General features: G+C 72.3%; 21 protein-coding genes. 12 read left to right on the top strand and 9 right to left on the bottom strand.

Going from position 1 to position 24,664, the window contains the following annotated elements; genetic code table 11:
• Positions 1-207 precede the first annotated feature (207 nt).
• From ACZ38L_RS04945 to trxA, 7 genes are all read left to right on the top strand, one after another.
• Positions 208-2,523 carry a DUF6049 family protein gene (locus ACZ38L_RS04945; protein ID WP_465689297.1) on the top strand — a complete coding sequence of 772 codons (2,316 nt, stop codon included), beginning with the start codon at positions 208-210 and terminating at the stop codon, positions 2,521-2,523.
• 88 nt (positions 2,524-2,611) lie between these two features.
• Positions 2,612-4,933, top strand: a complete 2,322-nt coding sequence (gene murJ / locus ACZ38L_RS04940; RefSeq protein ID WP_465689296.1) for a murein biosynthesis integral membrane protein MurJ — start codon at positions 2,612-2,614, stop codon at positions 4,931-4,933.
• A gap of 206 nt (positions 4,934-5,139) precedes the next feature.
• The gene (locus tag ACZ38L_RS04935) at positions 5,140-6,966 is read left to right on the top strand and encodes a serine/threonine protein kinase (RefSeq protein WP_465689295.1); all 1,827 of its coding nucleotides are present in this window, start codon (positions 5,140-5,142) and stop codon (positions 6,964-6,966) included.
• A gap of 23 nt (positions 6,967-6,989) precedes the next feature.
• Positions 6,990-7,709, top strand: a complete 720-nt coding sequence (sigM, locus tag ACZ38L_RS04930) for an RNA polymerase sigma factor SigM (RefSeq protein WP_465689294.1) — start codon at positions 6,990-6,992, stop codon at positions 7,707-7,709.
• Positions 7,706-8,599 (top strand): zf-HC2 domain-containing protein, encoded by an 894-nt coding sequence (locus tag ACZ38L_RS04925; RefSeq protein ID WP_465689292.1) that lies wholly within the window; start codon positions 7,706-7,708, stop codon positions 8,597-8,599. The genes sigM and ACZ38L_RS04925 overlap by 4 nt, the downstream gene beginning before the upstream one ends.
• A gap of 150 nt (positions 8,600-8,749) precedes the next feature.
• Complete coding sequence (gene trxB / locus ACZ38L_RS04920) at positions 8,750-9,718, top strand: thioredoxin-disulfide reductase (protein WP_465689290.1); 969 nt, start codon at positions 8,750-8,752, stop codon at positions 9,716-9,718.
• A gap of 121 nt (positions 9,719-9,839) precedes the next feature.
• Positions 9,840-10,172 carry a thioredoxin gene (gene trxA / locus ACZ38L_RS04915; protein WP_465689288.1) on the top strand — a complete coding sequence of 111 codons (333 nt, stop codon included), beginning with the start codon at positions 9,840-9,842 and terminating at the stop codon, positions 10,170-10,172.
• Between the two features lie 76 nt (positions 10,173-10,248).
• Here trxA and ACZ38L_RS04910 read toward each other — a convergent pair whose 3' ends face one another.
• The 9 genes from ACZ38L_RS04910 to rpmH form a co-directional block, all read right to left on the bottom strand.
• The gene (locus ACZ38L_RS04910; RefSeq protein WP_465689286.1) at positions 10,249-10,866 is read right to left on the bottom strand and encodes a GNAT family N-acetyltransferase; all 618 of its coding nucleotides are present in this window, start codon (positions 10,864-10,866) and stop codon (positions 10,249-10,251) included.
• A 119-nt stretch (positions 10,867-10,985) separates the two neighbouring features.
• Positions 10,986-12,101: a ParB/RepB/Spo0J family partition protein gene (locus tag ACZ38L_RS04905; protein WP_465689284.1), complete on the bottom strand. Its 1,116-nt coding sequence runs from the start codon at positions 12,099-12,101 to the stop codon at positions 10,986-10,988.
• Positions 12,098-13,081: a ParA family protein gene (locus tag ACZ38L_RS04900; protein WP_396557388.1), complete on the bottom strand. Its 984-nt coding sequence runs from the start codon at positions 13,079-13,081 to the stop codon at positions 12,098-12,100. The genes ACZ38L_RS04905 and ACZ38L_RS04900 overlap by 4 nt, the downstream gene beginning before the upstream one ends.
• 241 nt (positions 13,082-13,322) lie before the next feature.
• On the bottom strand, positions 13,323-14,093 hold the full coding sequence (gene rsmG, locus ACZ38L_RS04895; RefSeq protein ID WP_465689282.1) for a 16S rRNA (guanine(527)-N(7))-methyltransferase RsmG: 771 nt from the start codon (positions 14,091-14,093) through the stop codon (positions 13,323-13,325).
• A gap of 137 nt (positions 14,094-14,230) precedes the next feature.
• Positions 14,231-14,767 (bottom strand): Jag family protein, encoded by a 537-nt coding sequence (locus tag ACZ38L_RS04890; RefSeq protein WP_465689280.1) that lies wholly within the window; start codon positions 14,765-14,767, stop codon positions 14,231-14,233.
• A 75-nt stretch (positions 14,768-14,842) separates the two neighbouring features.
• Positions 14,843-16,000, bottom strand: coding sequence for a membrane protein insertase YidC (yidC, locus tag ACZ38L_RS04885; protein WP_465689278.1), 1,158 nt, complete (start codon positions 15,998-16,000; stop codon positions 14,843-14,845).
• A gap of 3 nt (positions 16,001-16,003) precedes the next feature.
• Complete coding sequence (yidD, locus tag ACZ38L_RS04880; RefSeq protein ID WP_465689276.1) at positions 16,004-16,405, bottom strand: membrane protein insertion efficiency factor YidD; 402 nt, start codon at positions 16,403-16,405, stop codon at positions 16,004-16,006.
• Entirely contained in the window at positions 16,402-16,824 is a 423-nt protein-coding gene (gene rnpA / locus ACZ38L_RS04875) for a ribonuclease P protein component (protein WP_465689274.1), read from the bottom strand. The genes yidD and rnpA overlap by 4 nt, the downstream gene beginning before the upstream one ends.
• 19 nt (positions 16,825-16,843) lie before the next feature.
• Positions 16,844-16,981 (bottom strand): 50S ribosomal protein L34, encoded by a 138-nt coding sequence (gene rpmH / locus ACZ38L_RS04870; RefSeq protein WP_035847219.1) that lies wholly within the window; start codon positions 16,979-16,981, stop codon positions 16,844-16,846.
• 436 nt (positions 16,982-17,417) lie between these two features.
• Between rpmH and dnaA the strand changes: the two genes are divergently transcribed.
• The 5 genes from dnaA to ACZ38L_RS04845 all read left to right on the top strand — a co-directional run bounded on the left by dnaA (position 17,418) and on the right by ACZ38L_RS04845 (position 24,385).
• Positions 17,418-19,517 (top strand): chromosomal replication initiator protein DnaA, encoded by a 2,100-nt coding sequence (dnaA, locus tag ACZ38L_RS04865; RefSeq protein ID WP_465689272.1) that lies wholly within the window; start codon positions 17,418-17,420, stop codon positions 19,515-19,517.
• 963 nt (positions 19,518-20,480) lie between these two features.
• Positions 20,481-21,611, top strand: coding sequence for a DNA polymerase III subunit beta (dnaN, locus tag ACZ38L_RS04860; protein ID WP_465689270.1), 1,131 nt, complete (start codon positions 20,481-20,483; stop codon positions 21,609-21,611).
• A 137-nt stretch (positions 21,612-21,748) separates the two neighbouring features.
• Positions 21,749-22,624, top strand: a complete 876-nt coding sequence (gnd, locus tag ACZ38L_RS04855; RefSeq protein WP_465689268.1) for a phosphogluconate dehydrogenase (NAD(+)-dependent, decarboxylating) — start codon at positions 21,749-21,751, stop codon at positions 22,622-22,624.
• 34 nt (positions 22,625-22,658) lie between these two features.
• On the top strand, positions 22,659-23,792 hold the full coding sequence (gene recF / locus ACZ38L_RS04850) for a DNA replication/repair protein RecF (protein WP_465689266.1): 1,134 nt from the start codon (positions 22,659-22,661) through the stop codon (positions 23,790-23,792).
• Between the two features lie 80 nt (positions 23,793-23,872).
• Positions 23,873-24,385 (top strand): DUF721 domain-containing protein, encoded by a 513-nt coding sequence (locus ACZ38L_RS04845; RefSeq protein WP_396556816.1) that lies wholly within the window; start codon positions 23,873-23,875, stop codon positions 24,383-24,385.
• The last annotated feature ends 279 nt before the right edge of the window (positions 24,386-24,664 follow it).

The raw sequence follows: 24,664 nt of genomic DNA, 5'->3' as shown, positions 1-24,664 counted from the left end.
CCGACCACCGGTGGCCCGTGGGTTTTCCGGCCGGTCCGCATCGCCCGGCCCGCAACACTGCCGACCGGGCGGCGTCGTTACCATGCCGGTGGGGAACCTCCGGTCCGGCGCGGCGCGTCGTCCCGGGCAGTGCCGCGACAGCGGTCGGCGCGGAGCGGCACCGCAGGATGTTGACGGCAGCGGACCAGAACGGTGAGGGCGAACGGCGTGAGTGAGCCAGCACGGCACACGGGAGGTCCTCGCGGGCTGGTCCGGGGGCCCCGACGCGCGGGCCGGACCGGACTCGCCGCCCTGGCCGGTGGCTGCGCGCTGGCGCTGCTGGGCGCGGTGGTGGCCCCGCAGGCGCTGGCCGCGCCGACGCTGGCCGGCGTGACCCCGGACTTCCCGGTCGCGGTCAGCATCAACAGCGTCGAGCCGACCGCGCCCGGCGCGAACGGCACCCTGGTCGTCAGCGGCCAGGTCACCAACGGCGGCACCGCCCCGGTCAGGAACGCCCACGCGGGCCTGCTGGTCGGTGGCCGGACCAAGGACCCGCTGAGCACCCGCAGCGACATCGACACCATGCTGGCCAGGACCACCCCGACCGCTGCCGACGGCCGCGAGCTGGACAACCCGACCCAGCAGCTGAACGACCTCGCGCCGGGTGCCTCGGCGCCCTTCACGCTCCAGGTCTCGATGGGCGACCTGAAGCTGGACCAGGGGGTCTACGAGCTCGCGGTGGACGTCCAAGGCGGCACCCAGGACGACGACAGCACCCACCAGGTGGGCATCGCCCGCAGCCTGCTGCCGTACTTCCCGGACCCCAAGGACACCAAGCCCACCCAGATCGGCACGCTCTGGCCGCTCACCCACGCGCCCGAGCTGGTGGCCCAGACCGTGGCCGGCAACGACACCGACCAGACCCCGGTGCTGCGGGACGACTCGCTGGCCACCGAGCTGGCTCCGGGCGGCCGGCTGGACCAGCTGGTCAAGATCGGGGCCACCGTCCCGTCGCTGACCTGGGTGATCGACCCCGACCTGCTGGACACCGTGTACGCGATGACCCAGGCGTACCGGGTGCAACAGCCCGGCCACGGCGGCGAGCCGGCCAAGGACGACAACACCACCCCGGGCAAGGGCCAGGCGGTGGCCACCGCCTGGCTGAACGAGCTGCGCGCCGCGGTGACCAAGAACGGCGACGAGGTGGTCGCGCTGCCGTACGCCGACCCGGACCTCGCCTCGATCGCGCACAACGGCCAGGGCCTGGCCGGCCTGGACACCGCGCTGGGCAAGGCGAGCACGGCGGGCAAGGTCACCGTCGAGGGCCGGCTGTCGGTGGACGTCCGCAACGACGTCGCCTGGCCGTACCAGGGGGAGCTGGACCAGGAGATCGCGGGCACCGCGCAGAAGCTGGGCGACTCGCTGGTGCTGGTGAACGGCACCAGCCTGCCGGACTCCCCCTCGCTGGCGCACACCCCGAACGCGGCGCGGCCGATCGGCGACAACCTGACCGCGGTGGTGGCCGACAGCGGACTGTCCGCGCCGTTCCAGTCCGACCTGAGCACCCAGGCCGAGCGCACCCTGGCCGAGCAACGCTTCCTGGCCCAGAGCCTGGCCATCACCCAGGAGCAGCCGAACAACCAGCGCAGCCTGCTGGTGATGCCGCCGCGCGAGCTGACCGCCAACACCGCGCAGGCACTGGCCGAATCGCTGAAGGACGCGCAGAACGACAAGTGGACCACGCCGGCCACGCTGGACGCGGTGGCGAGCGCGCCGGCCGACCCCGGCGCCACCACCACCGTGCCGGGCGCCGACTCCTACCCGGGCAACCTGCGCTCCTCCGAGCTGACCAGCTCGGACTTCGCGGCCGTCTCGACCATGCAGCAGGGGGTCGACCAGCTGCTCCGGATCCTGACCGTGCCGCAGCGGGTGAGCAGCCCGTTCGGTGCCGCCATGGTCCGCTCGGTCTCCACCGGCTGGCGCGACCAGCAGTCGGCCGGCACGGGCTACCGCCTCAACGTGCGGAAGTACCTGGACCAGCTGACCTCCGCGGTGAGCATCCCGGCCAAGAGTAAGATCATCACTCTTCCGGGTGACTCCGGACTGTTGCAGGTCAGCGTCAAGAACGACCTCAACCAGACCGTGGAGAACCTGCAGCTGCGGCTCACCTCCGGGCAGCCGAACCGGCTCAAGGTCAGCGTGCCGGTGCCGGTGGTGCTGGGCGCCGCGCACAGCAACTCGCTGCGCTTCACCGCGCAGGCCAAGCAGAACGGGCTGGTCCCGATGACCGCCCAGCTGTGGACGGTCGGGCCGGACCCGCAGCCGTACGGGCCCGCGGTGCAGTTCAACGTCGAGGTCACCAAGGTGCCCAGCGGGGTCTGGTGGGTGGTCGGCGCCGGCGGCGTGCTGGTGCTGCTGGCCGGGGCGCGAATCTACCTCCAGCGCAAGAAGCAGGACGGGGAGCCCGAGGACCCGGACGCGCCCCTGGTGCCGGATGCGGCGGACCGGGTCACCGACCAGGGGACCACCACGGCGCAGGCGTAGCGGTCGGCGTCGAAAGCCGGGTTCGGCCGAGCCGTGATGAGACAGTAGGTCTCCGAGACCAGCCGGACCAGGACGCCTAAGAGGTGGCATGAACGCGCCGCGTGACGACCGAGTGCAGGGCCAGGAGCGCGACCGGAACCGGACCGGGAGTGCGCCCGCACCGGAGGCCGCGGCGGAGGAACCGGACTGGTACCTGGCCGACACCTACGCTCGGGACCCGTACGCCGCCGATCCGTACGCCGGCGCCGACCAGCCCGGGCCGTACCACCGCGCCACGGACGACGCGGGGCCGACTCCGGAGCCGGCCCCGGAGCCCGTCGAGGAATCCGCCGAGGAGCCCTTCGAGGCGGCCGCCCCGAAGGCGGACGGCCTGGAGGCGGTGATCCCGGCCTCCCGCTGGGCCCGCCCGGCCCCGGTGCAGGCCCCGGTCCAGGTCCCGGTGGCCGCCGGCACCGCGGGGGACGGCGAGCCCGACGAGTTCATCGGGGTGGACGACCTGCTCGGCACCGCGACGGCCACCGCGGAGAAGCCGTTCGTCCCGGTGATCGAGTTCGACCCGCCGCTCACCACCGCGGAGACCGGGGGGCGGGCCGCCACCGCGCCGCCGGCCCCGCCCGGCCACCGGCCCGAGGAACCCGTCAGGCGCAGGGAACCGGACCGGGGCTCGGGGAGCGCCGTCGGAGAACCGCCGGAGACCCCTGGCGAACCGGGCGAACCCGCCGAGCCGCTCGAGCCGTCCCCCGCCGCCGCGACCCCCTCGGTCGGCGGCCGGGTGGTCAACCTGGTCAACTCCAGCGCCGTGATGGCCGCCGGCACCCTGGTCTCCCGCGCCACCGGCTTCCTGCGCACCATGGTGATCGCCGCCGCGATCGGCGTCGGCACCATGGGCGACTCCTACTCCGCCGCGAACACCCTGCCCACCCTGCTCTACATCCTGATCGGCGGCGGCGCGCTCAACGCGGTCTTCGTCCCGCAGCTGGTCCGCAGCATGAAGCAGGACGAGGACGGCGGCACCGCCTACGCCAACCGGCTGCTCACCGTGGTGATCACCGGCCTGGCCGGGGTCGCCTTCGTGGCGGTGCTGGCCGCCCCGCTGCTGGTCCAGCTGATCTCGCACTCGCTGATGCGCGACCCGGTCGGCGCCGACACCACGGTGACCCTGGCCCGTTACTGCCTGCCGACCATCTTCTTCATGGGCGTTCACGTGGTGATGGGTCAGATCCTCAACGCCCGTGGCCGGTTCGGCGCGATGATGTGGACCCCGGTCCTCAACAACATCGTGGTGATCTTCAGCTTCGGGATGTACCTCTGGGTCTTCGGGACCTTCCAGCACAGCCGGGTCACCCCGGAGAGCGTCTCTCCCGAGGGCCTGCGACTGCTGGGGATCGGCACCCTGCTCGGGCTCGCGGTGCAGGCGCTGTCGATGATCCCGTACCTGCGCGCCGCCGGCTTCCGGTTCCGGCCCCGCTTCGACTGGCGCGGGCACGGCCTGGGCAAGGCGGCCCGGCTGGCCAAGTGGACCTTCCTCTTCGTGCTCGCCAACCAGGCCGGCTACCTGGTGGTCACCCAGCTCGCCACCGCGGCCGGCGCCCGGGCCGCGCAGACCGGCGTCCTCGGCGTGGGCCTGGCGGCCTACTCCAACGCGCTGCTGATCTGGCAGCTGCCGATGGCCGTGATCACCGTCTCGGTGATGAGCGCGGTGCTGCCACGGCTCTCCCGCTCGGCCGCCGACGGTGACGCCGGCGCGGTCCGCGACGACCTCTCGTACGGGCTGCGCACCTCCGCGGTGGCGATCGTCCCGGCCGCCTTCCTCTTCCTGGCCCTCGGCCCGCAGATCGGCACCGCGATCTACGGGCTGGGCAACGGCGGCGGCGTCGCGCACGCCACCACCGCGGTCGGGTACATGCTCTCCGCCTTCGCCCTCGGCCTGATCCCGTACTCCGTGCAGTACGTCCTGCTGCGCGGCTTCTACGCCTACGAGGACACCCGGACCCCGTTCTCCAACACCGTCTGGGTGGCCGCCGCCCAGGCCGGCGCCGCGGTCCTCTGCTACCTTGTGCTCCCCGCCCGGTGGGCGGTCACCGGGATGGCACTCGGCTACGGCGCCTCCTACGCGCTCGGGGTCGCGGTGGCGCTGCCCAAGCTCAAGGCACGGATCGGCGGCCTGGACACCGGGCGGATCGCCCGGACGTACGCCCGGCTCAGCATCGCCTGCCTGCCGGCCGGCCTGCTCGGGTTCCTGGTCTCGTTCGGCCTCGGCGACCTGCTCGGCGGCTGGTTCGGCAGCGTGGTCGCGGTGGCGGTCGCGGCCGCCGTCCAGCTGTCCGCCTTCCTGGCGCTCGCCCGCCGGATGCGGATCGAGGAGCTGAACGCGATGATCGGTATGGTCCGTAGTCGACTGGGCCGCTGACCCCGGCTCAGTTTGTCCACCAACCGAATGGAGTAATCAGGCCGCAACCAGTTGGCCCCCTCACCGGTCGTACTCCGGTGAGAAGAGTAGGCACAATTGTCTTCGAACGACGGGCTCTGCGGACCCGGGTTCTCGCGCGCCCGCCCCTCCCGGGGCACCCCGCCGAGGGCACCCAACCGGGCGATACAAGGGGAGGCAGGACGACGGTGACTGATCGCACCAAGGCAGTCGTCGACACGTCAGCGGCCGAGGAGGGGGCCGAGGTCACCGCACCGCTCTCGGCCGAGGAGATCGCGGCCGAGATCGCCGCACCGGCCGGCTCGAGCGGCGAACCGCCGGCGGGCTCCGGGAGGACCCTCCCGCTCCGCGCCCTGCCCGACGACGCCACCGAGCTCCTGCCGGCCTCGGCCGACCCCGCCACCACGCCGCTCGGCACCGTGCCCCCCGCCGGGGCGGTCGCCGAGCCGCCGGCGCCGGTCCGGCACAGCGGTGACATGATCGCCGAGCGCTACCGGCTGGAGGAGTGCATCTCCCAGGCGGAGTACTTCAGCAGCTGGCGCGCGGTGGACGAGAAGCTGCGCCGCGCGGTCGGCGTCCACCTGCTGGCCGCCGGGCACAGCCGGGCAGACACCGTGCTGGCCGCGGCCCGCTCCGCCGCGCTGCTCAACGATCCGCGTTTCGTCCAGGTGCTCGACGCGGTGCGGGACGGCGAGCTGGTCTACGTGATCCGCGAGTGGCTGCCCGGCGCCACCGACCTGGCCACCCTGCTCGCGGCCGGCCCGCTGGAGCCCTACGACTCCTACCAGCTGGTCAAGCAGGTCAGCGACGCGATCGCGGCCGCCCACCGCAGTGGCCGGGCGCACCTGCGGCTCACCCCGCGCTGCGTGCTGCGCACCGAGACCGGCCAGTACCGGATCAACGGCCTGGCGGTCGACGCCGCGCTGCGCGGCCTGCCCGAGGACGACGCCGAGCTGACCGACACCCGCGCGATCGGCACCCTGCTCTACGCCGCCCTCACCCACCGCTGGCCCTACCCGGAGGACCGTTACGACCTCCAGGGGCTGCCCAAGGGCCTCGGCTGCCTCCCGCCGGACCAGGTCCGGGCCGGGGTGCACCGCGGTCTGGCCGAGCTGGCCGCGCGGGCGCTCTGCGACCCGCCCCCGCACCACCTGGCACCCATCCGCACCCCGGAGGAGCTGGCCAAGGCCGTCGCGCTGCTGCCCAGAATCCGCCAGCCCGAGCCCGATCCGGCGCAGCCCGGGCTGGCCGCGCCGCGCTACTCGGCCCCGCAGCCGGTGGCCGGCCGGGTCGGCCGCGAACCGCGCCCGGTCCAGCCGGCACCCACGCACCCCGCTCCGCCGGCCGGACCACGCTCCGCCGCCCGGGCCAACCGGGGCCGGGGCAGGCGGCTGCTCACCTGGACGGTCTCCGCCGTCCTGCTGGCCGCGATCGGCTACGGCTCCTGGGAGCTGGTCGGCCGGCTCGGCAACACCGGCAGCCCCGGCACCCAGCACCAGGCGCTGGGGCCCTCGGGCGCCGCCAGCGCGCCCGGTCGGCCGTCCGCCGGCAGCGGCACCGCCGCCCCGGTCCAGCTGCAGATCTCCAACGTCACCTCGTTCAACCCGTACGGCGACCCGGACGTGCACGCCGACCAGCTGCACAACGCCTACGACGGCAACCCGAACACCGTCTGGACCACCGAGGGCTACTACGACGACCTGCCCAGGCTCGGGCACGGCACCGGCCTGCTGGTGGACCTCGGCTCGGCCAAGCCGGTCAGCTCGGTCACCGTGCAGTTCGCCGGCGGCAGCACCACCGCCGAGCTCCGGGTGCCCAACGCGACCGGCGGCGCCGTGCCCACCGCCTTTGGCGACTTCGGCAACCCGGTCGCCCAGGGCAGCGGCACCACCGTGAACTTCCAGCCCACCTCGCCGGTCAACAGCCGTTACCTCTTGATCTGGCTGACCAGCCTCCCCAAGGATGTGGATGGAAGCTACCGGGGCCAGGTCGCGGAGATCACGGTCACCGGCTGAGGACGAGCCTCGATGGGGGGCGGATGGCGGAGCCGACCGAGCCGCGCGCGACGGCGGCCGAGGAGTGCAGCGACGCCGAGCTGCTCGCCCGGCATGTCGCCGGGGACCGTACGGCCTTCGGCCGGCTGGTCGAGCGGCATCGCGAGCGGCTCTGGGCGGTCGCCGTGCGTACCCTCGGCGACCGCGAGGAGGCGGCCGACGCCCTGCAGGACGCCCTGGTCTCGGCGTTCCGCTCGGCCGGCGGCTTCCAGGGCCGCTCCGCCGTGACCACCTGGCTGCACCGGATCGTGGTCAACGCCTGTCTGGACCGGGCCCGCCGGGCCGCGGTGCGGCGGACCACGCCGCTGGACGACGATCCGCAGAAGCTGGACGCCCTGGTCGGCAGTGCCGAGCCCACCGACGTCCAGGTGGTCCGGCACGAGCTGCGCCGCGAGTTGGCCACCGCGCTCGCCGCCCTCCCCGCCGAGCAGCGGGCCGCCCTGGTCCTGGTGGACATGCAGGGCTACCCGGTCGCCGAGGCCGCCGAGGTGCTCGGGGTCGCGGTCGGCACGGTCAAGAGCCGCTGCGCCCGCGGCCGGGCCAGGCTGCTGCCGCTGGTCCGACACCTGCGGGAGACCGGCGTTTCACGTGGAACACCGCCGGGTGGGCCCGGGGGGAACCCGGAGGGCCCCGGCCCCGTCCCACCGGAGGACCCTGGTGTCCGCTCCGAGTTGCGCCTGGAAGGAGATGCGACGGCCCGATGACGCACCAGACACCCGAACCGGTCGAGTCGGCCCGGTCCGCCTCCCATCCCTCCCTCGACCAGCTGGCGGACCTCCAGGAGGAGTTGCTGGCCGCCGCCGAGGAGCGGTCGGTCCGCGCCCACGTCGCCGGCTGCCCCGAGTGCGCGGAGACGCTGACCGCGCTGGCCGGCGTCAGCGAGCTGCTCGCCGCCGAGCCGGCGCCCGCGCTGCCGGCCGAGGTGGCCGATCGGATCGACGCCGCCCTGGCCGCCGAAGCCGCGGCTGCTCCCGCCCGTCCGTCGGCGGCCACGCCTACCCGCCCGGCCGTCCCCGTCCCCGCCGGCGCGGCCGGCCGCGCCCGCCCGCCCGGCCGCGCCGACCGGTCCGCCGGCCCGGCCCGGAGCCCGCGCCGCCGCCGGCTGCTGGCGGCGGCCGCCGGCACCTTCGCGGCGCTCGGCCTCGGCGCCGGCCTGCTGCTCTCCGGCGTGCTCGGGCAGCAGCAGCCGAGCACCACGGCCGGCGCCCCCGCCCGGCCCACCCCCGCCGTCGTGGCCGGGCCGGCCTTCACCGCGGCCCAGCTCCCGGCCGAGGTCCAGCACCTGCTCGCCGGCGGCGCGTCGGCCGCCGCCCAGACCCCCGGCAACGTTCCGCACCTCGCCACCGAGCAGGTTCCGAGCGCCACCAGCGCCGCCCTGCCGCCCTGCGTCCAGCAGGCCGTCGGCGTCCACCGGGCCGAGCAACCGCTGGCGAGCACGCACGGCTCGTACGACGGCTCGCCGGTCGACCTCTACGTGTTCCGGATCGCGGGCGACCCGGGCCACCTGGACGTCTACCTGCTCAGCCCGGACTGCGCCCAACACCCGGGGACGACGGCCTCGGTGGCGCTGCACCAGGTCGTCCCGGCCGGCTGAGCCGGTCCCGCTCACTCGTCCACGCGGTGGGCGGCTGGTACCGGCGTCCGGGGGAATGCGGGACACTGGGGACTCGTTGTCCCGGGCGGCGGAGCAGGACCGCCACCCCTCCCCGCCCTGGGCGGGTCGCGATGCGAACCAGGAGATGCAGTGAGCGACGTCCGTAACGTGATCATCATCGGCTCCGGCCCGGCCGGCTACACGGCCGCGCTCTACACCGCGCGGGCCTCCCTCGAGCCGCTCGTCTTCGAGGGCGCGGTCACCGCCGGCGGCGCGCTGATGAACACCACCGAGGTCGAGAACTTCCCCGGCTTCCGGGACGGCATCATGGGCCCCGAGCTGATGGACAACATGCGGGCCCAGGCCGAGCGCTTCGGCGCCGAGTTGGTGCCGGACGACGTCGTCGCGGTCGACCTCACCGGTGAGATCAAGACCGTCACGGACTCCGAGGGCACCGTGCACCGGGCCCGCGCCGTGATCGTCACCACCGGTTCGCAGCACCGCAAGCTCGGCCTGCCCCGGGAGGACGACCTGTCCGGCCGCGGCGTCTCCTGGTGCGCGACCTGTGACGGCTTCTTCTTCCGCGACCAGGACATCGCGGTGGTCGGCGGCGGCGACACCGCCCTGGAGGAGGCGACCTTCCTCTCCCGCTTCGCCAAGAGCGTCACGGTCATCCACCGCCGGGACACCCTGCGCGCCTCCAAGGCCATGCAGGAGCGCGCGTTCGCCGACCCGAAGATCACCTTCGCCTGGGACAGCGCGGTCGAGGCCATCCACGGCGACCCCAAGCTCACCGGGGTGACCCTGCGCGACACCACCACCGGCGAGCTGCGCGAGCTGCCGGTCACCGGTCTGTTCATCGCGATCGGCCACGACCCGCGCACCGAGCTGTTCAAGGGCCAGCTGGAGCTGGACGCCGAGGGCTACCTCAAGGTGGAGGCCCCCTCCACCCGGACCAACCTCACCGGTGTCTTCGGCGCCGGCGACGTGGTCGACCACACCTACCGCCAGGCCATCACCGCCGCCGGCACCGGCTGCTCCGCCGCGCTGGACGCCGAGCGGTTCCTGGCCCACCTGGCCGACCAGGAAGCCAAGGCCGCCGCCGCGGTCACGGTCTGAGTCACCCCCGGCCCCCGGTTCCGCCCGCCGCGTTTCACGTGAAACAGTGCGGGCGGAGAAACAGATTCCGCTCCCCCGTTGTTCTGCCTGTAGAACCCCGTAACAGACCTTAGGAGATCCCGTGGCCGGCGCCACCATCACCGTGACCGACGCGACCTTCGACGCCGAGGTCCTCAAGAGCGACAAGCCCGTCCTGGTGGACTTCTGGGCCACCTGGTGCGGCCCGTGCAAGCAGGTCGCCCCCGTCCTGGAGGAGATCGCCAAGGAGCACGGTGACCAGATCACCATCGCCAAGGTCGACGTTGACAAGAACTCCGCGGTGGCCGCGCAGTACGGCGTCATCTCGATCCCGACCCTGAACGTGTACCAGAACGGCGAGCTCGTGAAGAGCATCGTCGGCGCCCGCCCCAAGGCGGCGCTGCTGCGCGAGCTGGCCGACTTCATCCAGGCCTGATCCAACGGCGAAGGGGCGTGGTCCGGACCACGCCCCTTCGCCGTCTTCCGACCCGGGGTCAGAACGCGACCCGGGGTCAGAACGGTCGCAGCGCGGGCTCCTTCCGCGCGCCGCCGAGCAGGCGCTCCAGCGCCCCCTCGACATCACCCTTCCAGGAGAGCGTGGAGCGAGCCTCCAGCCGCAGCCGCGGATGGCGGTGGTGCGGCCGGACCGTCTTGAAGCCCACCGCCAGCAGGTGGTCGGCCGGCAGCAGACAGCTCGGCCGCTCGCCCCCGGCCGAGCCGAACGCCTCGATCGCGCGGAACCCCCGCCCCAGCAGGTCCTTGGCCACCGTCTGCACCAGCACCCGCCCCAGCCCCTGCCCCTGGAACTCCGGCAACACCCGGCTGATCATCAGCTGGACGGCGTCCGGCGAGACCGGACTGGTCGGGAAGGACTGCGAGCGCGGCACATAGGCCGGCGGCGCGTAGAGCACGAAGCCGGCCGGAGCCTCGTCCACATAGACGATCCGACCGCAGGACCCCCACTCCAACAGCACCGCGGAGATCCAGCTCTCCTTCTCCAGCTCCGGCTTGCCAGACTCCACCGCCTCCCGGCCGCGCACCGGGTCGAGCTCCCAGAAGACACAGGACCGGCAGGGCCCGGGCAGGTCCGCCAGATTGTCCAGTGTCAGGGGAGCGATCCTCCGTCCCATCCACCACACCTCCTCGTGGTTCCTACCCGCGGTACGCGGACGGCACAGACGCCTGTGGGTGCATGTTTCACGTGAAACATGCACCCACAGGGTGGCACCGCGCGATCAGCGGGTCCCGATCAGCTCTGCGAGAGCCGCAGTCCGTCCTCCCCCGGAGCCAGGCTGTCGAGGATCCGGTTGAGGTCCTCCACCGAGGCGAACTCCAGCACCACCTTGCCCTTGCCGAGCTTGCCGTTGCGCTGCGAGACCTCGACCTTGACCCGGGTGTCGAAGCGGTCGGAGAGCCGGCCGGCCAGGTCGTTGAAGGCCGGGGAGAGCAGCTTGCCGGCCTTCGGGCCGACCGGGCGCGGCGGCTTCTCCTCGCTGTCCATCAGCCGCACGATCTCCTCGGTGGTCCGCACCGAGAGGCCCTCCGCGATGATCCGGGTGGCCAACTGCTCCTGCCGCTCGTGCTCCGGGAGGCCCACCAGGGCCCTGGCGTGACCGGCGGTCAGCACTCCGGCGGCCACCCGCCGCTGCACGGTCGGCGAGAGCTTCAGCAGCCGCAGGGTGTTGGAGACGTGCGAACGCGAGCGGCCGATCCGGTCGGCCAGCTCGTCATGGGTGCAGGAGAAGTCGTGCAGCAGCTGCTCGTAGGCGTTCGCCTCCTCCAGCGGGTTGAGCTCGGCCCGGTGCAGGTTCTCCAGCAGCGCGTCCAGCAGCAGCTTGTCGTCCTCGGTGGCACGGACGATCGCCGGGATCTGCTCCAACCCGGCCTCCCGGGAGGCCCGCCAGCGCCGCTCGCCCATGATCAGCTCAAAGCGCTCCGGTCCCACCTGGCGCACCACCACCGGCTGCAGCAGGCCCACCGCCTTGATGGAGTCGACCAGCTCCTCCAGCTTGTCCTCGTCGAAGACCTCACGCGGCTGGCGCGGGTTCGGCGTGATCGCGTCCAGCGGCAGCTCGGCGAACCGGGCGCCGTCCACCGGGCTCAGCTCGGCACCGCGCGCGCTCTCCTCCCGGACGGCCGAGGCCGCCCGGGCCGCCACCGTGCCTCGGCCGGAGGGCAGCAGCGGCACCGCGCTGGGCGCCACCGCCCCGCTGCCCGCCGCGGCGAGAGCCCCCGACGGCGCGGAGGCGGCCGGCGAAGCGGGCCGTTCCTGGGCCTCCGTGGCCACCCCACCGCCGACCCCATCCGCCGTGGTCGGCGGGATCAGCGCCCCGAGCCCTCGTCCCAGACCCCTGCGACCGCTCACCGATTGCCCTCCATCGTGCTGTGCTGTGCCGTCGGCGTCGCCTGCGCGCCGATCGTGGTCCGCTGCTGCCCCACCGCGCCGAGCGCGTCCGCCGCCGTCTGCTCGGCCGCGGTGGGCGACGCCGCCAGCCCGGGGGCGCGCAGCGCCAGCTCACGGGCGGCCTCCAGGTAGGAGAGTGCACCAGCCGAGCCCGGGTCGTAGGTCAGCACGGTCTGCCCGTAGCTCGGGGCCTCCGAGATGCGGACCGAGCGCGGAATGGCGGTCCGCAGCACCTCCGCGGTGAAGTGGGTGCGCACCTCCTCGGCGACCTGGGCGGCCAGCCGGGTCCGGGCGTCGTACATGGTGAGCAGGATGGTCGAGACGTGCAGCGTCGGGTTGAGGTGCGCCCGCACCAGATCCACGTTGCGCAGCAGCTGCCCCAGCCCCTCCAGCGCGTAGTACTCGCACTGGATCGGGATCAGCACCTCCTGGCCGGCCACCAGGGCGTTGACCGTCAACAGGCCCAGCGAGGGCGGACAGTCGATCAGGACGTAGTCCAGCGGCTGCTCATAGGCGGCGATCGCGCGCTGCAGCCGGCTCTCCCGGGCCACCAGCGAGACCAACTCGATCTCCGCGCCGGCCAGGTCGATGGTGGCGGGGACGCAGAACAGGCCCTCGACGTCCACCACCGGCTGCACCACGTCGGCGAGCGGCTTCCCCTCCACCAGGACGTCGTAGATCGATGGCACCTCGGCGTGGTGGTCGATCCCCAGCGCGGTGGAGGCGTTGCCCTGCGGGTCGAGGTCCACCACCAGGACGCGCAGTCCGTGCATGGCCAGCGAGGCGGCCATGTTGACGGTGCTGGTGGTCTTCCCCACCCCGCCCTTCTGGTTGGCCACCACGATCACGCGGGTCGCCGACGGCCGGGGAAGCCCCTCACCCGCCCGCCCCATCGCCTGGACCGCGGCCTGGGCCGCCCGCCCGATGGGGGTGTCATCGATCTGGTCGATGGTCTCCGAGTCCTGCATGGGGGTCAGTGTTTCACGTGAAACCGGAGCGGCAACAGTCGCCGCCCGGCTGAGACCCAGCCCGCGGCGGAGCCGCAAGTCAAAACCGGCCGAGAGGAGAGAGCGACGTTTCACGTGAAACACCATGCCGGTAATGTCGCAAATCTGACGGTGCGACACTCCGGGGGAACGACAGAGGCCCGGGGCAACCGCCCCGGGCCTCGAACGACCTCACTCAGCGCCGACGACGCCCCGCGCCCCGGCCGCCGTCACCCGGCCGCCCCGCCCGGCCGGCCCGGGCCACCTTGGCCCGCCGGGTCGCCGCCCTCACCCCACCCGGGCTCTCCCCCGCCTTCACCTGCACCACCCGGGTCGCGGCACCGAGCAGGTTCGCCCCCACCGGGATCACCGCCCACTCCACCGCGCCCAGCCGGGTCAGCGCCGCCCGCGAGTCGACCAGCTCCTGCTCGGCGGTGTCACCCTTGAGCGCCAACATCTGCCCGTACGGGCGAAGCAGCGGCATCCCCCAGCCGGCCAGCCGGTCCAGCGGGGCCACCGCCCGCGCGGTGACGATGTCCACCGAGACCTTGCCGACCATCTCCTCCGCGCGCCCGCGCAGCACGGTGACGTTCGACAGCTCCAGCTCCCGGACCACCTCCTCCAGGAAGGTGGTCCGCCGCAGCAGCGGCTCCAGCAGCGTCACCGAGACGTCCGGCCGAGCCAGCGCCACCGGAATCCCGGGCAGCCCGGCACCCGAGCCGACGTCGCAGAGCGTGGCGTCGGCCGGCAGCAGCTCGGACAGCACCGCGCAGTTCAGCACGTGCCGGTCCCAGAGCCGCGGCACCTCCCGCGGCCCGATCAGCCCGCGCTGCACCCCCGCCGTCGCCAGCAGCTGGGCATAGCGCTCCGCGGCCGCGAACCGCTCCCCGAAGACCTCCCGCGCCGCCTCGGGCGTCGCGCCGAGCTCATCCGGGCCACCGTCGGCCGCCGCACTCTCCGTCGCCATCTCAGCTTCTCCGCTCACCGATTCCACCGACCGCACTCCAGCACCGTTTCACGTGAAACACCACTCGCCAACTCAGGCACGACGACCCCGTCCGCACCGGGCGGACGGGGTCGGACGAGGGACTCGTGCCGCGGGCGTCAGCCCGCCAGGACCACGACGCAGCGCTGGGGCTCCTCGCCCTCCGACTCGCTGCGCAGACCCGCCGCGGCCACCGCGTCGTGCACCACCTTGCGCTCGAACGGCGTCATCGGCCGCAGCTTCACCGCCTCACCGGTGCGCTTCGCCTGCTCCGCCGCCTCGGCGCCCAGCGCCGCCAGCTCAGCCCGCTTGCGCGCCCGGAAGCCCGCGATGTCCAGCATCAGGCGGCTGCGCTCACCGGTCTCGCGGTGCACCGCCAGTCGGGTCAGCTCCTGGAGCGCCTCCAGCACCTCACCGTCCTGTCCGACCAGCCGCTGCAGGGTCCGGTCGTCGCTGTCGCCGACGATGGAGACCAGGGCCCGATCGCCCTCGACGTCCATGTCGATGTCGCCATCGAGGTCGGCGATGTCCAGCAGGCCTTCCAGGTAGTCGGCGGCGATCTCGCCCTCCTGCTCCAGGCGGGCGATCAGCGCATCGGAATCAGTGGCCTGAGCGGTCTGTCCGGCGTCGACGGCAGAGGTGGTGCCTTCCGTCACGAGAGAGACTCCTTCGAGGATGGGGCCCGAGGGACCGGGCCGAGAACGAAGATCGGGAAGAGATCCGGCTCAGGACTACTTCTTCTTCGGCCGCTGGCCGCTCTGCTGCGGACCGCGCTTGGCGGCGCCGCCACCCTGCTTGGTCGCCGGACGCTTGCTCCCCGCCGCCGGCTTGGCCGCGCTCTGCGCGGTGGGCACCACGTCCTGCACCGGGACGTCCTCGGACGCCTCCGGCTCGGCCTCCTTGGTCAGGCTCGCCTTGGCCGTGCCGGCGCTCACCTGCTGCCGCTGCGCCTTGGTCTGCTTGCGCGGCTGCTGCCGACGGACCTGCGCGGACTCCTCGACCACCGCTGCGGCCTGCTGCTGCGCCGGCTTGGCACCGAAGAGGCCGAACAGACCGGCACCCTTGATCACCGTGCCGTCCGGGTTCAGCCGACCGGCCGCCTTCAGCCGGGCCTGCCGCTCCTGCCAGGCCTTGCTGCCCGGAGTCGGGTTGTTGCGGATGACGACCAGCTGCTGGCCCATCGACCAGACGTTGGTGGTGAGCCAGTAGACCAGCACACCGACCGGGAAGTTGATGCCCATCACGGCGAACATCAGCGGGAAGACGTACATCAGCATCTTCTGCTGCTGCATGAACGGCGTCTTGACCGTGAGGTCCATGTTCTTGGTCATCAGCTGGCGCTGCGTGATGAACTGCGAGGCCGACATCATCACGATCATCACAGCCGTGACGATCTTGACGGTGGTGTCACCGCTGTGCACGAAGGTGGCCGACAGCGGCGCGCCGAAGATGTGCGCCTTCTGCGCGCTGGCCAGCAGAGCCCCGTGGATGACGCCGATCTGCTTGTTGTGGGCGACCGAGCTCAGCACCCCGTACAGGGCGGTGAAGAACGGCATCTGCACCAGGATCGGAAGGCAGCTCGAGAAGGGGTTGGTGCCCGCCTCCTTGTAGAGCTTCATCATCTCTTCGGACTGGCGCTGCTTGTCGTTCTTGTAGCGCTCCTGGATGGCCTTCATCTTCGGCTGAATGACCTGCATGGCCCGGGTCGCCTTGATCTGCTTCACGAAGAGCGGGATCAGGCAGATCCGGATCACGACCACCATCGAGGCGATGGCGAGGCCCCAGGCCCAACCACTGTTGGGGTCGAAGACGTTGCTGTAGAGCGAGTGGAACTGGACGATGATCCAGGACACCGCGGTGTAGAGAGGACTCAGGAAGGACCAGGTCACCGGTCAGACTCCTTGGGCGTTGGGCTTGGTCGTCAGGCTTGCGGACATCGGGCCTACCGACGTCTGACCAGCAGCCGTCGAGCCTGAGGTGACCGGGCCGTCCGCCGGGGAGCCGGCGGGCTCCGGGCTCGCGGAGCCACCGGTCCTGGACTGCACCAGGGCGCGGAGCCGCTGGTGCCAAACGGGACGCTTGCGCGGCGGTACGTGATCCACGCCGCCGGGGGACCAGGGGTTGCAGCGCAGGATCCGCCAGGCGGTCAGGGCGCTGCCCTTCACCGCTCCGTGCAGGCGTACCGCCTCGTACCCGTAGTGCGAACACGAGGGGTAGTAGCGGCACACCGGACCGAGCAGCGGACTGATAGTCCACTGGTAAACCCTGATCAGTCCCATCAGCAGGTACTTCATCGCCCTGATCCTGTCGCCGAGGCGGCCTGCTCCGTCCGGAGCAGGCGCCTGAGCGCCGCATCCAGGTCTTGCGCAAGATCCGAGTACGCGGCCGTCCCCGCCGGGGGCAGCGCCCGTACCACTATCAGGCTACCTGCGGGAAGACGGGCCAGCCGATCCCGGACCAGGTGACGTAGGCGACGCTTGACCAGGTTGCGCACGACGGCCGGACCGACCGCCTTGCTCACGACGAAACCCGCACGCACCGAGGGAGTCCCCTCGGCGACGTGCGGGTGGGAGTCGCTGTTCCCGCTGGCCTGCCCGACCTGGTCGGCCACTCTGAGGTGGACCACCAGCAGGGGCCGGCCGGCTCGGCGACCGCGTTTCACCGCGGTCGCGAAGTCCTGGCGCCGCCGCAGCCGATTCTCGGAGGGCAGCACTGCAGACCCTGGGCGCGGATCAGGCGGAGATGCTGGCGCGGCCCTTGCCACGGCGGGCCGCCAGGATGGCGCGGCCGGCGCGGGTACGCATACGCAGCCGGAAGCCGTGGGTCTTGGCGCGACGACGGTTGTTCGGCTGGAAGGTGCGCTTGCTCACTCGGGGGCTCCTGGGGTGAATCGTAGGGTGACGAATTGCAGCTTGGCCGTCACCGTGCGTCCGCGTGATCTCCCCTTCGGTACTGGGAAATCCGGCCCAACGTCCCAGGTCTGCTGGGGTTGAGGCAATCCACGGCGCCCGTGCTGCGCGCCTTTTGGAAGCGGGAAGGACCCGCGGACATGCGGCAGCGGCCATCGACAACTCGACCTGGTTACGGTACGCGGGACGAGGGGCGAGGGTCAAACCGGCCTGGCGACGCGGTCGATTCCGACCTTGATCGCCCAATCATGCACAGCCTGTGGACAACAACTTGAATCAGCTCTGTCAGCTGACTACCGTTGCAGGACTTGTCTGGTTTTGTTCATCCACACAGACCAGCCCATGATCCTGGCCAGGACCACCACCCCGTTCCGGGGAACCGAGAAAGCGTGCACCAGTGGCTGATGTCAACAGCGATCTCGCTCCCGCCTGGGCGAAGGTCGTCGAGCGGCTGGTCAACGACACCTCGGTCGGCGACAAGGACAAGCTGTGGGTGCAGCGCACCCAGCCGATGTGGATGATGCACGACACCGCCCTGCTGGCGGCCCCCAACGAGTGGGCCAAGCAGGTGCTGGAGGGCCGGCTGCTGCCGCAGCTGACCGACGGGCTGAGCCAGCAGTTCGGCCGCCCGGTCCGGATCGCCGTGATGGTGGACGCCAACGCCGTCCCGCCGACGCCGGCCCCGACCATCCCGGCCGCCCCGCAGCCCGCCGCGCCGGAACCCGTGCCGCCGGCCCTGGAGGAGCCCTCCCCCTGGCCCAGCACCCCCCAGCAGCCCGGCTACCCGGCGCAACCCCCGGAGTACGGCCGCAGCCGCTACGACACGGCCGGCTACGAACAGCGCCCCGCCCCCTACGCCGAGCGACCGGAGCAGCCCGAGCGGGCCGCCGAGGCCGAGCCGGCCGACTGGGGTGCGCAGGGCGAGGGCTGGGAGGGCCCCGGCGGCGGCTACCCGCCGGCCGGCTACCCCGAGCAGCCCCCGTACGGCGAGTACCCGTACCCCGAGCGCGGCGGCTACCCCGAGCAGGGCTACCGCGAGTGGTCCGGCCAGGTGGCCGAGGGCCCGCGGCAGCCCGGTCCGTCCGGTCCGCCCGCCGGTCAGCCGTCCGCCGCTCAGCGCGCCGGCGACCCGGCGCAGGGCGACCTGTTCGGCGGCGCCTACGACGCCTCCGGCGAGGAGCGGCGCCGGGCCGGCCGCCCGTCCGGGCCGCGGCGGGAGGGCCCCACCGGGGGCCCCACCGGGGGCCGCCCCGGCGCCCCCGGCCAGGAGCGCCGGCCGCTGCCCGAGCCGCCGCGCCCCGGCGGGCTGCCGGTCGCCCGACCCGGCGCCGAGTCCGACCGCCCGGGCCCCACCGAGCCGCCGGAGCGTGCCGGCGTCCCCGGGGCCGCCGAGCGGACCCCGGTCCCCGGCGTGCCAGCGCCGCCCGGCGGTTCCTCGGACAGCGGGTCGCGCAAGGACGAGCCGGCCGCCCGGCTGAACCCCAAGTACCTGTTCGACACCTTCGTGATCGGCGCCAGCAACCGCTTCGCGCACGCGGCCGCGGTGGCGGTCGCCGAGGCCCCGGCCAAGGCGTACAACCCGCTCTTCATCTACGGCGAGTCCGGCCTCGGCAAGACCCACCTGTTGCACGCCATCGGGCACTACTCGCGCAGCCTCTTCCCCGGCACCCGGGTCCGGTACGTGAGCTCGGAGGAGTTCACCAACGAGTTCATCAACTCGATCCGGGACGGCAAGGCGGACGCGTTCCGCAAGCGCTACCGGGACATGGACATCCTGCTGGTCGACGACATCCAGTTCCTCGCGAGCAAGGAGTCGACCCAGGAGGAGTTCTTCCACACCTTCAACACCCTGCACAACGCCAACAAGCAGATCGTGCTCTCCTCCGACCGGCCGCCCAAGCAGCTGATCACCCTGGAGGACCGGCTGCGTAACCGCTTCGAGTGGGGTCTGATCACCGACGTCACCCCGCCCGAGCTGGAGACCCGGATCGCGATCCTGCGCAAGAAGGCGATCCAGGAACGGCTGAACGCGCCGGCCGACGTGCTGGAGTTCATCGCCTCCCGAATCACCCGCAACATCCGGGAGTTGGAGGGCGCGCTGATCCGGGTCACCGCCTTCGCCAACCTCAACCGGGCACCGGTGGACCTGGAGTTGGCGGGCATCGTGCTCAAGGACCTGATCCCGGGCGGGGACGAGGACGCCGGACCGGAGATCACCGCGCAGGTCATCATGCAACAGACCGCCGCCTACTTCGGGTTGAGCGTGGAGGACCTCTGCGGCTCCTCGCGCAGCCGGGTGTTGGCGACGGCACGTCAGATCGCCATGTACCTCTGCCGGGAGTTGACCGACCTCTCGCTGCCGAAGATCGGCGCGCAGTTCGGCGGGCGCGACCACACCACCGTGATGCACGCGGACCGCAAGATCCGCTCGCTGATGGCCGAGCGGCGCTCGCTCTACAACCAGGTCACCGAGCTGACCAACCGCATCAAGAGCTAGCCACGGCAGGCCAGTTGCCGGCCCACAGGGGCACCGGGAGGACCCTCCCGGTGCCCCTGTGGCGTTCCCGGCCGCGGGCGGCCCTCCGGGCTCCGGAAACAGGCAGATCCGACGGTGTGAAACCCGGTGGACCGGGGAAGCCTTCAAGCGACTGACGCTCCACCACCCCTGGTCCGCCATCGCACATCTGAGCAGCAATTCGAACAGCGTCGACCGCGGGGCGAGTAGTCCACAGGATCGGGTGGTTTTCCCCGTCCACAGCGTGGGGAGCGCCGAGTTATCCAGAATTCCTCCACAGGCGGTCCGCCGCTACGCTCTTCGGCGCAGGTCAGCGGGCTGTGGACTTGTGCACAACCGTTATCCACAGGGTGTGGACAGCTGGCTGCCCGCCATCCCGCCCCGAAGGTTGTCCACCGCCCGTCCCCAGGCTCGGGCCGGTTGTCCCCAGCTTCTCCACAGGGATATCCACTGTTCGACAACGGACGGCCGCTGTTCATCGCCCGGTGTGAAAGGCGTCACGCGATGTTGACCGGCAGGCGTGGATAACTGCCCTACGATCTGGGGACGGCCCTGGGGAAAAGCTGTGGATACTGAGCGTGGCTTGTGGGTAACGCTTCGCCGTCCACAGCGGCGGCTGGTTATCCACCGCGGCGGTCCACATCGAGTGTGGACAAAAAACCAGCCTTGACCTGCGGAAACGCGGTTATCCACGGTATCCACAGGACCTACTACTACGGCTACACCTATAGACCCCTCGACTCGTTCAACAGCGGGGTGGCCCGAAATCTGTGGACAAGCCGCCCCCGACACCTGTTCGGGGTTGCTCCGGCCCGTCTGCCCCGTCTGTCCGTGGAGTACGTCAGACTGTCCTCGGCACCAGGAGCCGGGCCCGCTCGGCCGAGGCACGGTGCCGGCAGACGATCAAGAGCAGAAGCGACAGCAGGATCCAGGAGGCGGTTACCGGTGAAGTTCCGGGTGGAGCGTGACGTCCTCGCGGAGGCGGTGGCCTGGGCTGCCCGCAGCCTCCCGGCGCGGCCGCCGGTGCCGGTGCTGGCCGGCCTCCTGTTGACGGCACAGGAGGGCACCCTCGCGCTCTCCGGCTTCGACTACGAGGTCTCCGCCCGGGTCGAGCTGGAGGCCGACGTCGAGGAGCAGGGCACCGTGCTGGTCTCCGGCCGGCTGCTCAACGACATCTCGCGCAACCTGCCGAACCGCCCGGTGGAGATCTCCACCGACGGCCAGCGGGTCAGCGTGGTCTGCGGCAGCTCGCGGTTCACCCTGCCGACCCTGCCGGTGGACGAGTACCCGGCCCTCCCGGTGATGCCTACCGCGACCGGCACGGTCTCCGGCGAGGTCTTCGCCTCCGCCGTCAGCCAGGCCGCGGTCGCCGCCGGCCGGGACGACACCCTCCCGGTGCTGACCGGTGTCCGGGTGGAGATCGAGGGCGACCGGATCACCCTCGCCGCCACCGACCGCTACCGGTTCGCCGTCCGTGACCTGCTCTGGAAGCCCGAGCAGCCGGACATCTCCGCGGTCGCCCTGGTCCCGGCCCGGACCCTGCAGGACATCGCCAAGTCGCTGGGCAGCGGCGACCAGGTCTCGATCGCGCTCTCCTCCGGCGGCGCCGGCGAGGGCCTGATCGGCTTCGAGGGCGCCGGCCGGCGGACCACCACCCGGCTGCTGGAGGGCGAGTTCCCCAAGTTCCGCACCCTCTTCCCGACCGAGTTCAGCGCGATCGCGGCGATCCAGACCCAGCCGTTCCTGGAGGCGCTCAAGCGCGTCTCGCTGGTGGCCGAGCGGAACACCCCGGTCCGGCTCAACTTCGAGCAGGGCGTGCTGACCCTGGAGGCCGGATCGGGCGACGACGCGCAGGCCACCGAGCGGATCGACGCCGACCTCGAGGGCGACGACATCTCGATCGCCTTCAACCCGGGCTACCTGGAGGAGGGCCTGAAGGCGATCGACGCCACCTACGCCCAGCTGGCCTTCACCACCTCGACGAAGCCCGCCCTGCTGAGCGGCAAGCCCTCGGTCGAGGCCGAGGCGGACGCCTCGTACCAGTACCTGATCATGCCGGTCCGGCTCTCCGGCTGAGCCCGCTCCGCCCCGACCTGACGACGCCCGTGGTGTCCACAGGCCTGCCCGGCCCTGTGGGCACCACCGCGGCGTAGGCTCTTGAGTCGCGGCAACGGCGCCGTCCTCAAGTACGACACCCCAGGTAAGGACTTGTCATGGAGCTCGGCCTCATCGGTCTCGGCAAGATGGGCGGCAACATGCGTGAGCGCATCCGCCGCGCCGGCCACACCGTCATCGGCTACGACCGCAACCCCGACCTCGCCGATGTCGCGAGCCTCCAGGAGCTGGTGACCAAGCTCCAGGGCCCGCGCGTGGTCTGGGTGATGGTCCCGGCTGGCGCCCCGACCCAGGCGACCGTCGAGGAGCTGGCCGAGCTGCTCTCCCCCGGCGACGTGGTGGTCGACGGCGGCAACTCGCGCTGGACCGACGACGTGGCGCACGCCGAGCTGCTGGCCGCCAAGGGCATCGGCTTCGTCGACTGCGGCGTCTCCGGCGGTGTCTGGGGCCTGGAGAACGGCTACGCGCTGATGTACGGCGGCGCCGCCGAGCACGTCGCCAAGGTCCAGCCGATCTTCGAGGCGCTCAAGCCCGAGGGCGAGTCCGGTTCGGTGCACGCGGGCAAGGTCGGCGCCGGCCACTTCGCCAAGATGGTCCACAACGGCATCGAGTACGCGATGATGCAGGCCTTCGCCGAGGGCTGGGAGCTGCTGGAGGCCGTCCCCGAGGTCACCGACGTGCGCGAGGTCTTCCGCAGCTGGCAGGAGGGCACCGTGATCCGCTCCTGGCTGCTCGACCTGGCCGTCCGCGCGCTGGACGACGACGAGCACCTGGAGAAGCTCAAGGGCTGGGCCGCCGACTCCGGCGAGGGTCGCTGGACGGTCGAGGCCGCGATCGACCACGCCGTGCCGCTGCCGGCGATCACCGCCTCTCTCTTCGCCCGGTTCTCCTCCCGGCAGGACGACTCCCCGCAGATGAAGATGATCGCCGCGCTGCGCAACCAGTTCGGCGGCCACGCGGTCGAGTCGAAGTAGTTCCGAGGTCAGAAGGCGGGCGCAGTCCACACCCATGCATGTCGCGCATCTGTCGCTCGCCGACTTCCGCTCCTACGCCCGGGTCGAGGTGCCCCTCGACCCGGGCGTGACCGCGTTCGTGGGCCCGAACGGTCAGGGCAAGACCAACCTGGTCGAGGCGATCGGCTACGTCGCCACCCTGGGCAGCCACCGGGTGGCCACCGACGCCCCGCTGATCAGGATGGGCGCGCAGCGGGCGGTGATCCGCTCCTCGATCGTGGACCGGTCCCGGACCACCCTGGTCGAACTGGAGATCACCCCGGGCAAGGCCAACCGGGCCCGGATCAACCGCTCGGACAACGTCCGGCCGCGGGACGTGCTGGGTCTGCTGCGCACGGTGCTGTTCGCGCCCGAGGACCTGGCCCTGGTGAAGGGCGACCCCGGTGAGCGCCGGCGGTTCCTGGACGAGCTGCTGACCGCCCGCGCGCCCCGGCTGGCCGGGGTCCGGCAGGACTACGAGCGGGTGCTCAAGCAGCGCAACGCGCTGCTGAAGACCGCCGCGATGGCCCGCCGGGCGGGCGGTGGCAAGGGCGCCGACCTCTCCACCCTGGAGGTCTGGGACGGCCATCTGGCCCGGGCCGGGGCCGAGTTGACGGCCTTCCGGCTGCAGCTGGTGGCCGTGCTGCAGCCGCTGGTGGCACAGGCGTACGAGCGGCTGGCGCCGGGCGGCGGACCGACCCGGCTGGAGTACCGGTCCTCCTTCGAGGGTGAGCTGCCGACCAGCCGGGAGCAGGCGCACGAGCAGCTGCTGGCGGCGCTGCGGGCCGCCCGCAAGCAGGAGACCGAGCGCGGGCTGACCCTGGTCGGTCCGCACCGGGACGAGCTGCAGCTGTTGCTCGGACCGCTGCCGGCCAAGGGGTACGCGAGCCACGGGGAGTCCTGGTCGTTCGCGCTGGCGCTGCGGCTGGCCTCGTACGAGCTGCTGCGCGCGGACGGCGGCGAGCCGGTGCTGATCCTCGACGACGTCTTCGCCGAGCTGGACGCCAAGCGGCGGGAGCAGCTGGCCGGGCTGGTGGCGGGCGGCGAGCAGGTGCTGGTGACGGCCGCGGTGCCGGAGGACGTGCCGAAGGAGTTGCGGGGGGCACGGTACGCGGTCGCCGAGGGGGCGGTGACCCGGATCGGCTCGTGAGTCTCCACCCGCCGCCGGAACCTCGTACGCTGGTCTGTCCACAGCATGTGTACAGAGCCTGGGGAAAGGTGCGCGCCGGGATGAGCAAGGAGTCCGAGCTGTCCGGGGTGGACCTGGCCCGGGTGGCGTTGCGGGCGGCGAAGGAGCAGGCCCGACAGCGCGGTGAGCAGGTCCGGGAGAAGCGCGAGGCGAAGCGGCACGGGCTGCGCAGCGGGGCGCGGGCGGACGGCCGGGATCCGGTGCCGCTGGGGGCGGCGCTCAACCGTCTGATCACCGAGCGGGGCTGGGAGGCGCCGGCCGCGGTCGGCGGGGTGATGGGGCGCTGGGCGCAGATCGTCGGCCCGGACATCGCGGCGCACTGCGCGCCGGAGCACTTCGCGGAGGCCGAGGCGGTCCTGACCGTGCGCTGCGACTCCACCGCATGGGCCACCCAACTGCGCCTGTTGGCGAGGCAGTTGGTGGCACGCCTGAACCACGAGCTGGGGCACGGCACGGTCCGGGTGATCAAGGTGCTGGGGCCGGCGGCGCCGGAGCGGCGGTACGGCCGGCTGCGGGTGCCGGGCAGTCGCGGGCCGCAGGACACCTGGGGCTGAGACCGGGGGACCGCCGGGTGTCGCACGACGGGGAGGAGCTCTTGACGGACGACCTGACTCCGGAATCGCTGACGGCCCTTTCAGGGCCGCTGAGCCCCCTGGGCGAGTATCGGGACATGTGCAGAGGGGATTCAGAGCGGCACATCCGCCCTCAGGGCCTGCCAAACGCCCATCTCTGTCGGTGGTACCGGTAGACTAGGGGTCAAACACTGCCGCTTGCGGTAACTGAGTCGAAACACTGTGGTCGCACGCCTGCCCGGATCCCGGGTGGGGATGCGG

This window comes from Kitasatospora sp. NPDC024654 (assembly GCF_055559155.1).
The sequence above is the reverse complement of the archived record's forward strand: the minus strand, read 5'-3'. Positions and strand labels throughout refer to the sequence as shown.

Coding starts and splice junctions, on each gene's coding strand:
- murJ (WP_465689296.1), top strand. CDS start 2,612: ATGAACGCGCCGCGTGACGACCGAGTGCAGGGCCAGGAGCGCGACCGG.
- sigM (WP_465689294.1), top strand. CDS start 6,990: ATGGCGGAGCCGACCGAGCCGCGCGCGACGGCGGCCGAGGAGTGCAGC.
- ACZ38L_RS04925 (WP_465689292.1), top strand. CDS start 7,706: ATGACGCACCAGACACCCGAACCGGTCGAGTCGGCCCGGTCCGCCTCC.
- ACZ38L_RS04910 (WP_465689286.1), bottom strand. CDS start 10,866: ATGGGACGGAGGATCGCTCCCCTGACACTGGACAATCTGGCGGACCTG.
- rsmG (WP_465689282.1), bottom strand. CDS start 14,093: ATGGCGACGGAGAGTGCGGCGGCCGACGGTGGCCCGGATGAGCTCGGC.
- yidD (WP_465689276.1), bottom strand. CDS start 16,405: ATGAAGTACCTGCTGATGGGACTGATCAGGGTTTACCAGTGGACTATC.
- gnd (WP_465689268.1), top strand. CDS start 21,749: ATGGAGCTCGGCCTCATCGGTCTCGGCAAGATGGGCGGCAACATGCGT.
- recF (WP_465689266.1), top strand. CDS start 22,659: ATGCATGTCGCGCATCTGTCGCTCGCCGACTTCCGCTCCTACGCCCGG.
- ACZ38L_RS04845 (WP_396556816.1), top strand. CDS start 23,873: ATGAGCAAGGAGTCCGAGCTGTCCGGGGTGGACCTGGCCCGGGTGGCG.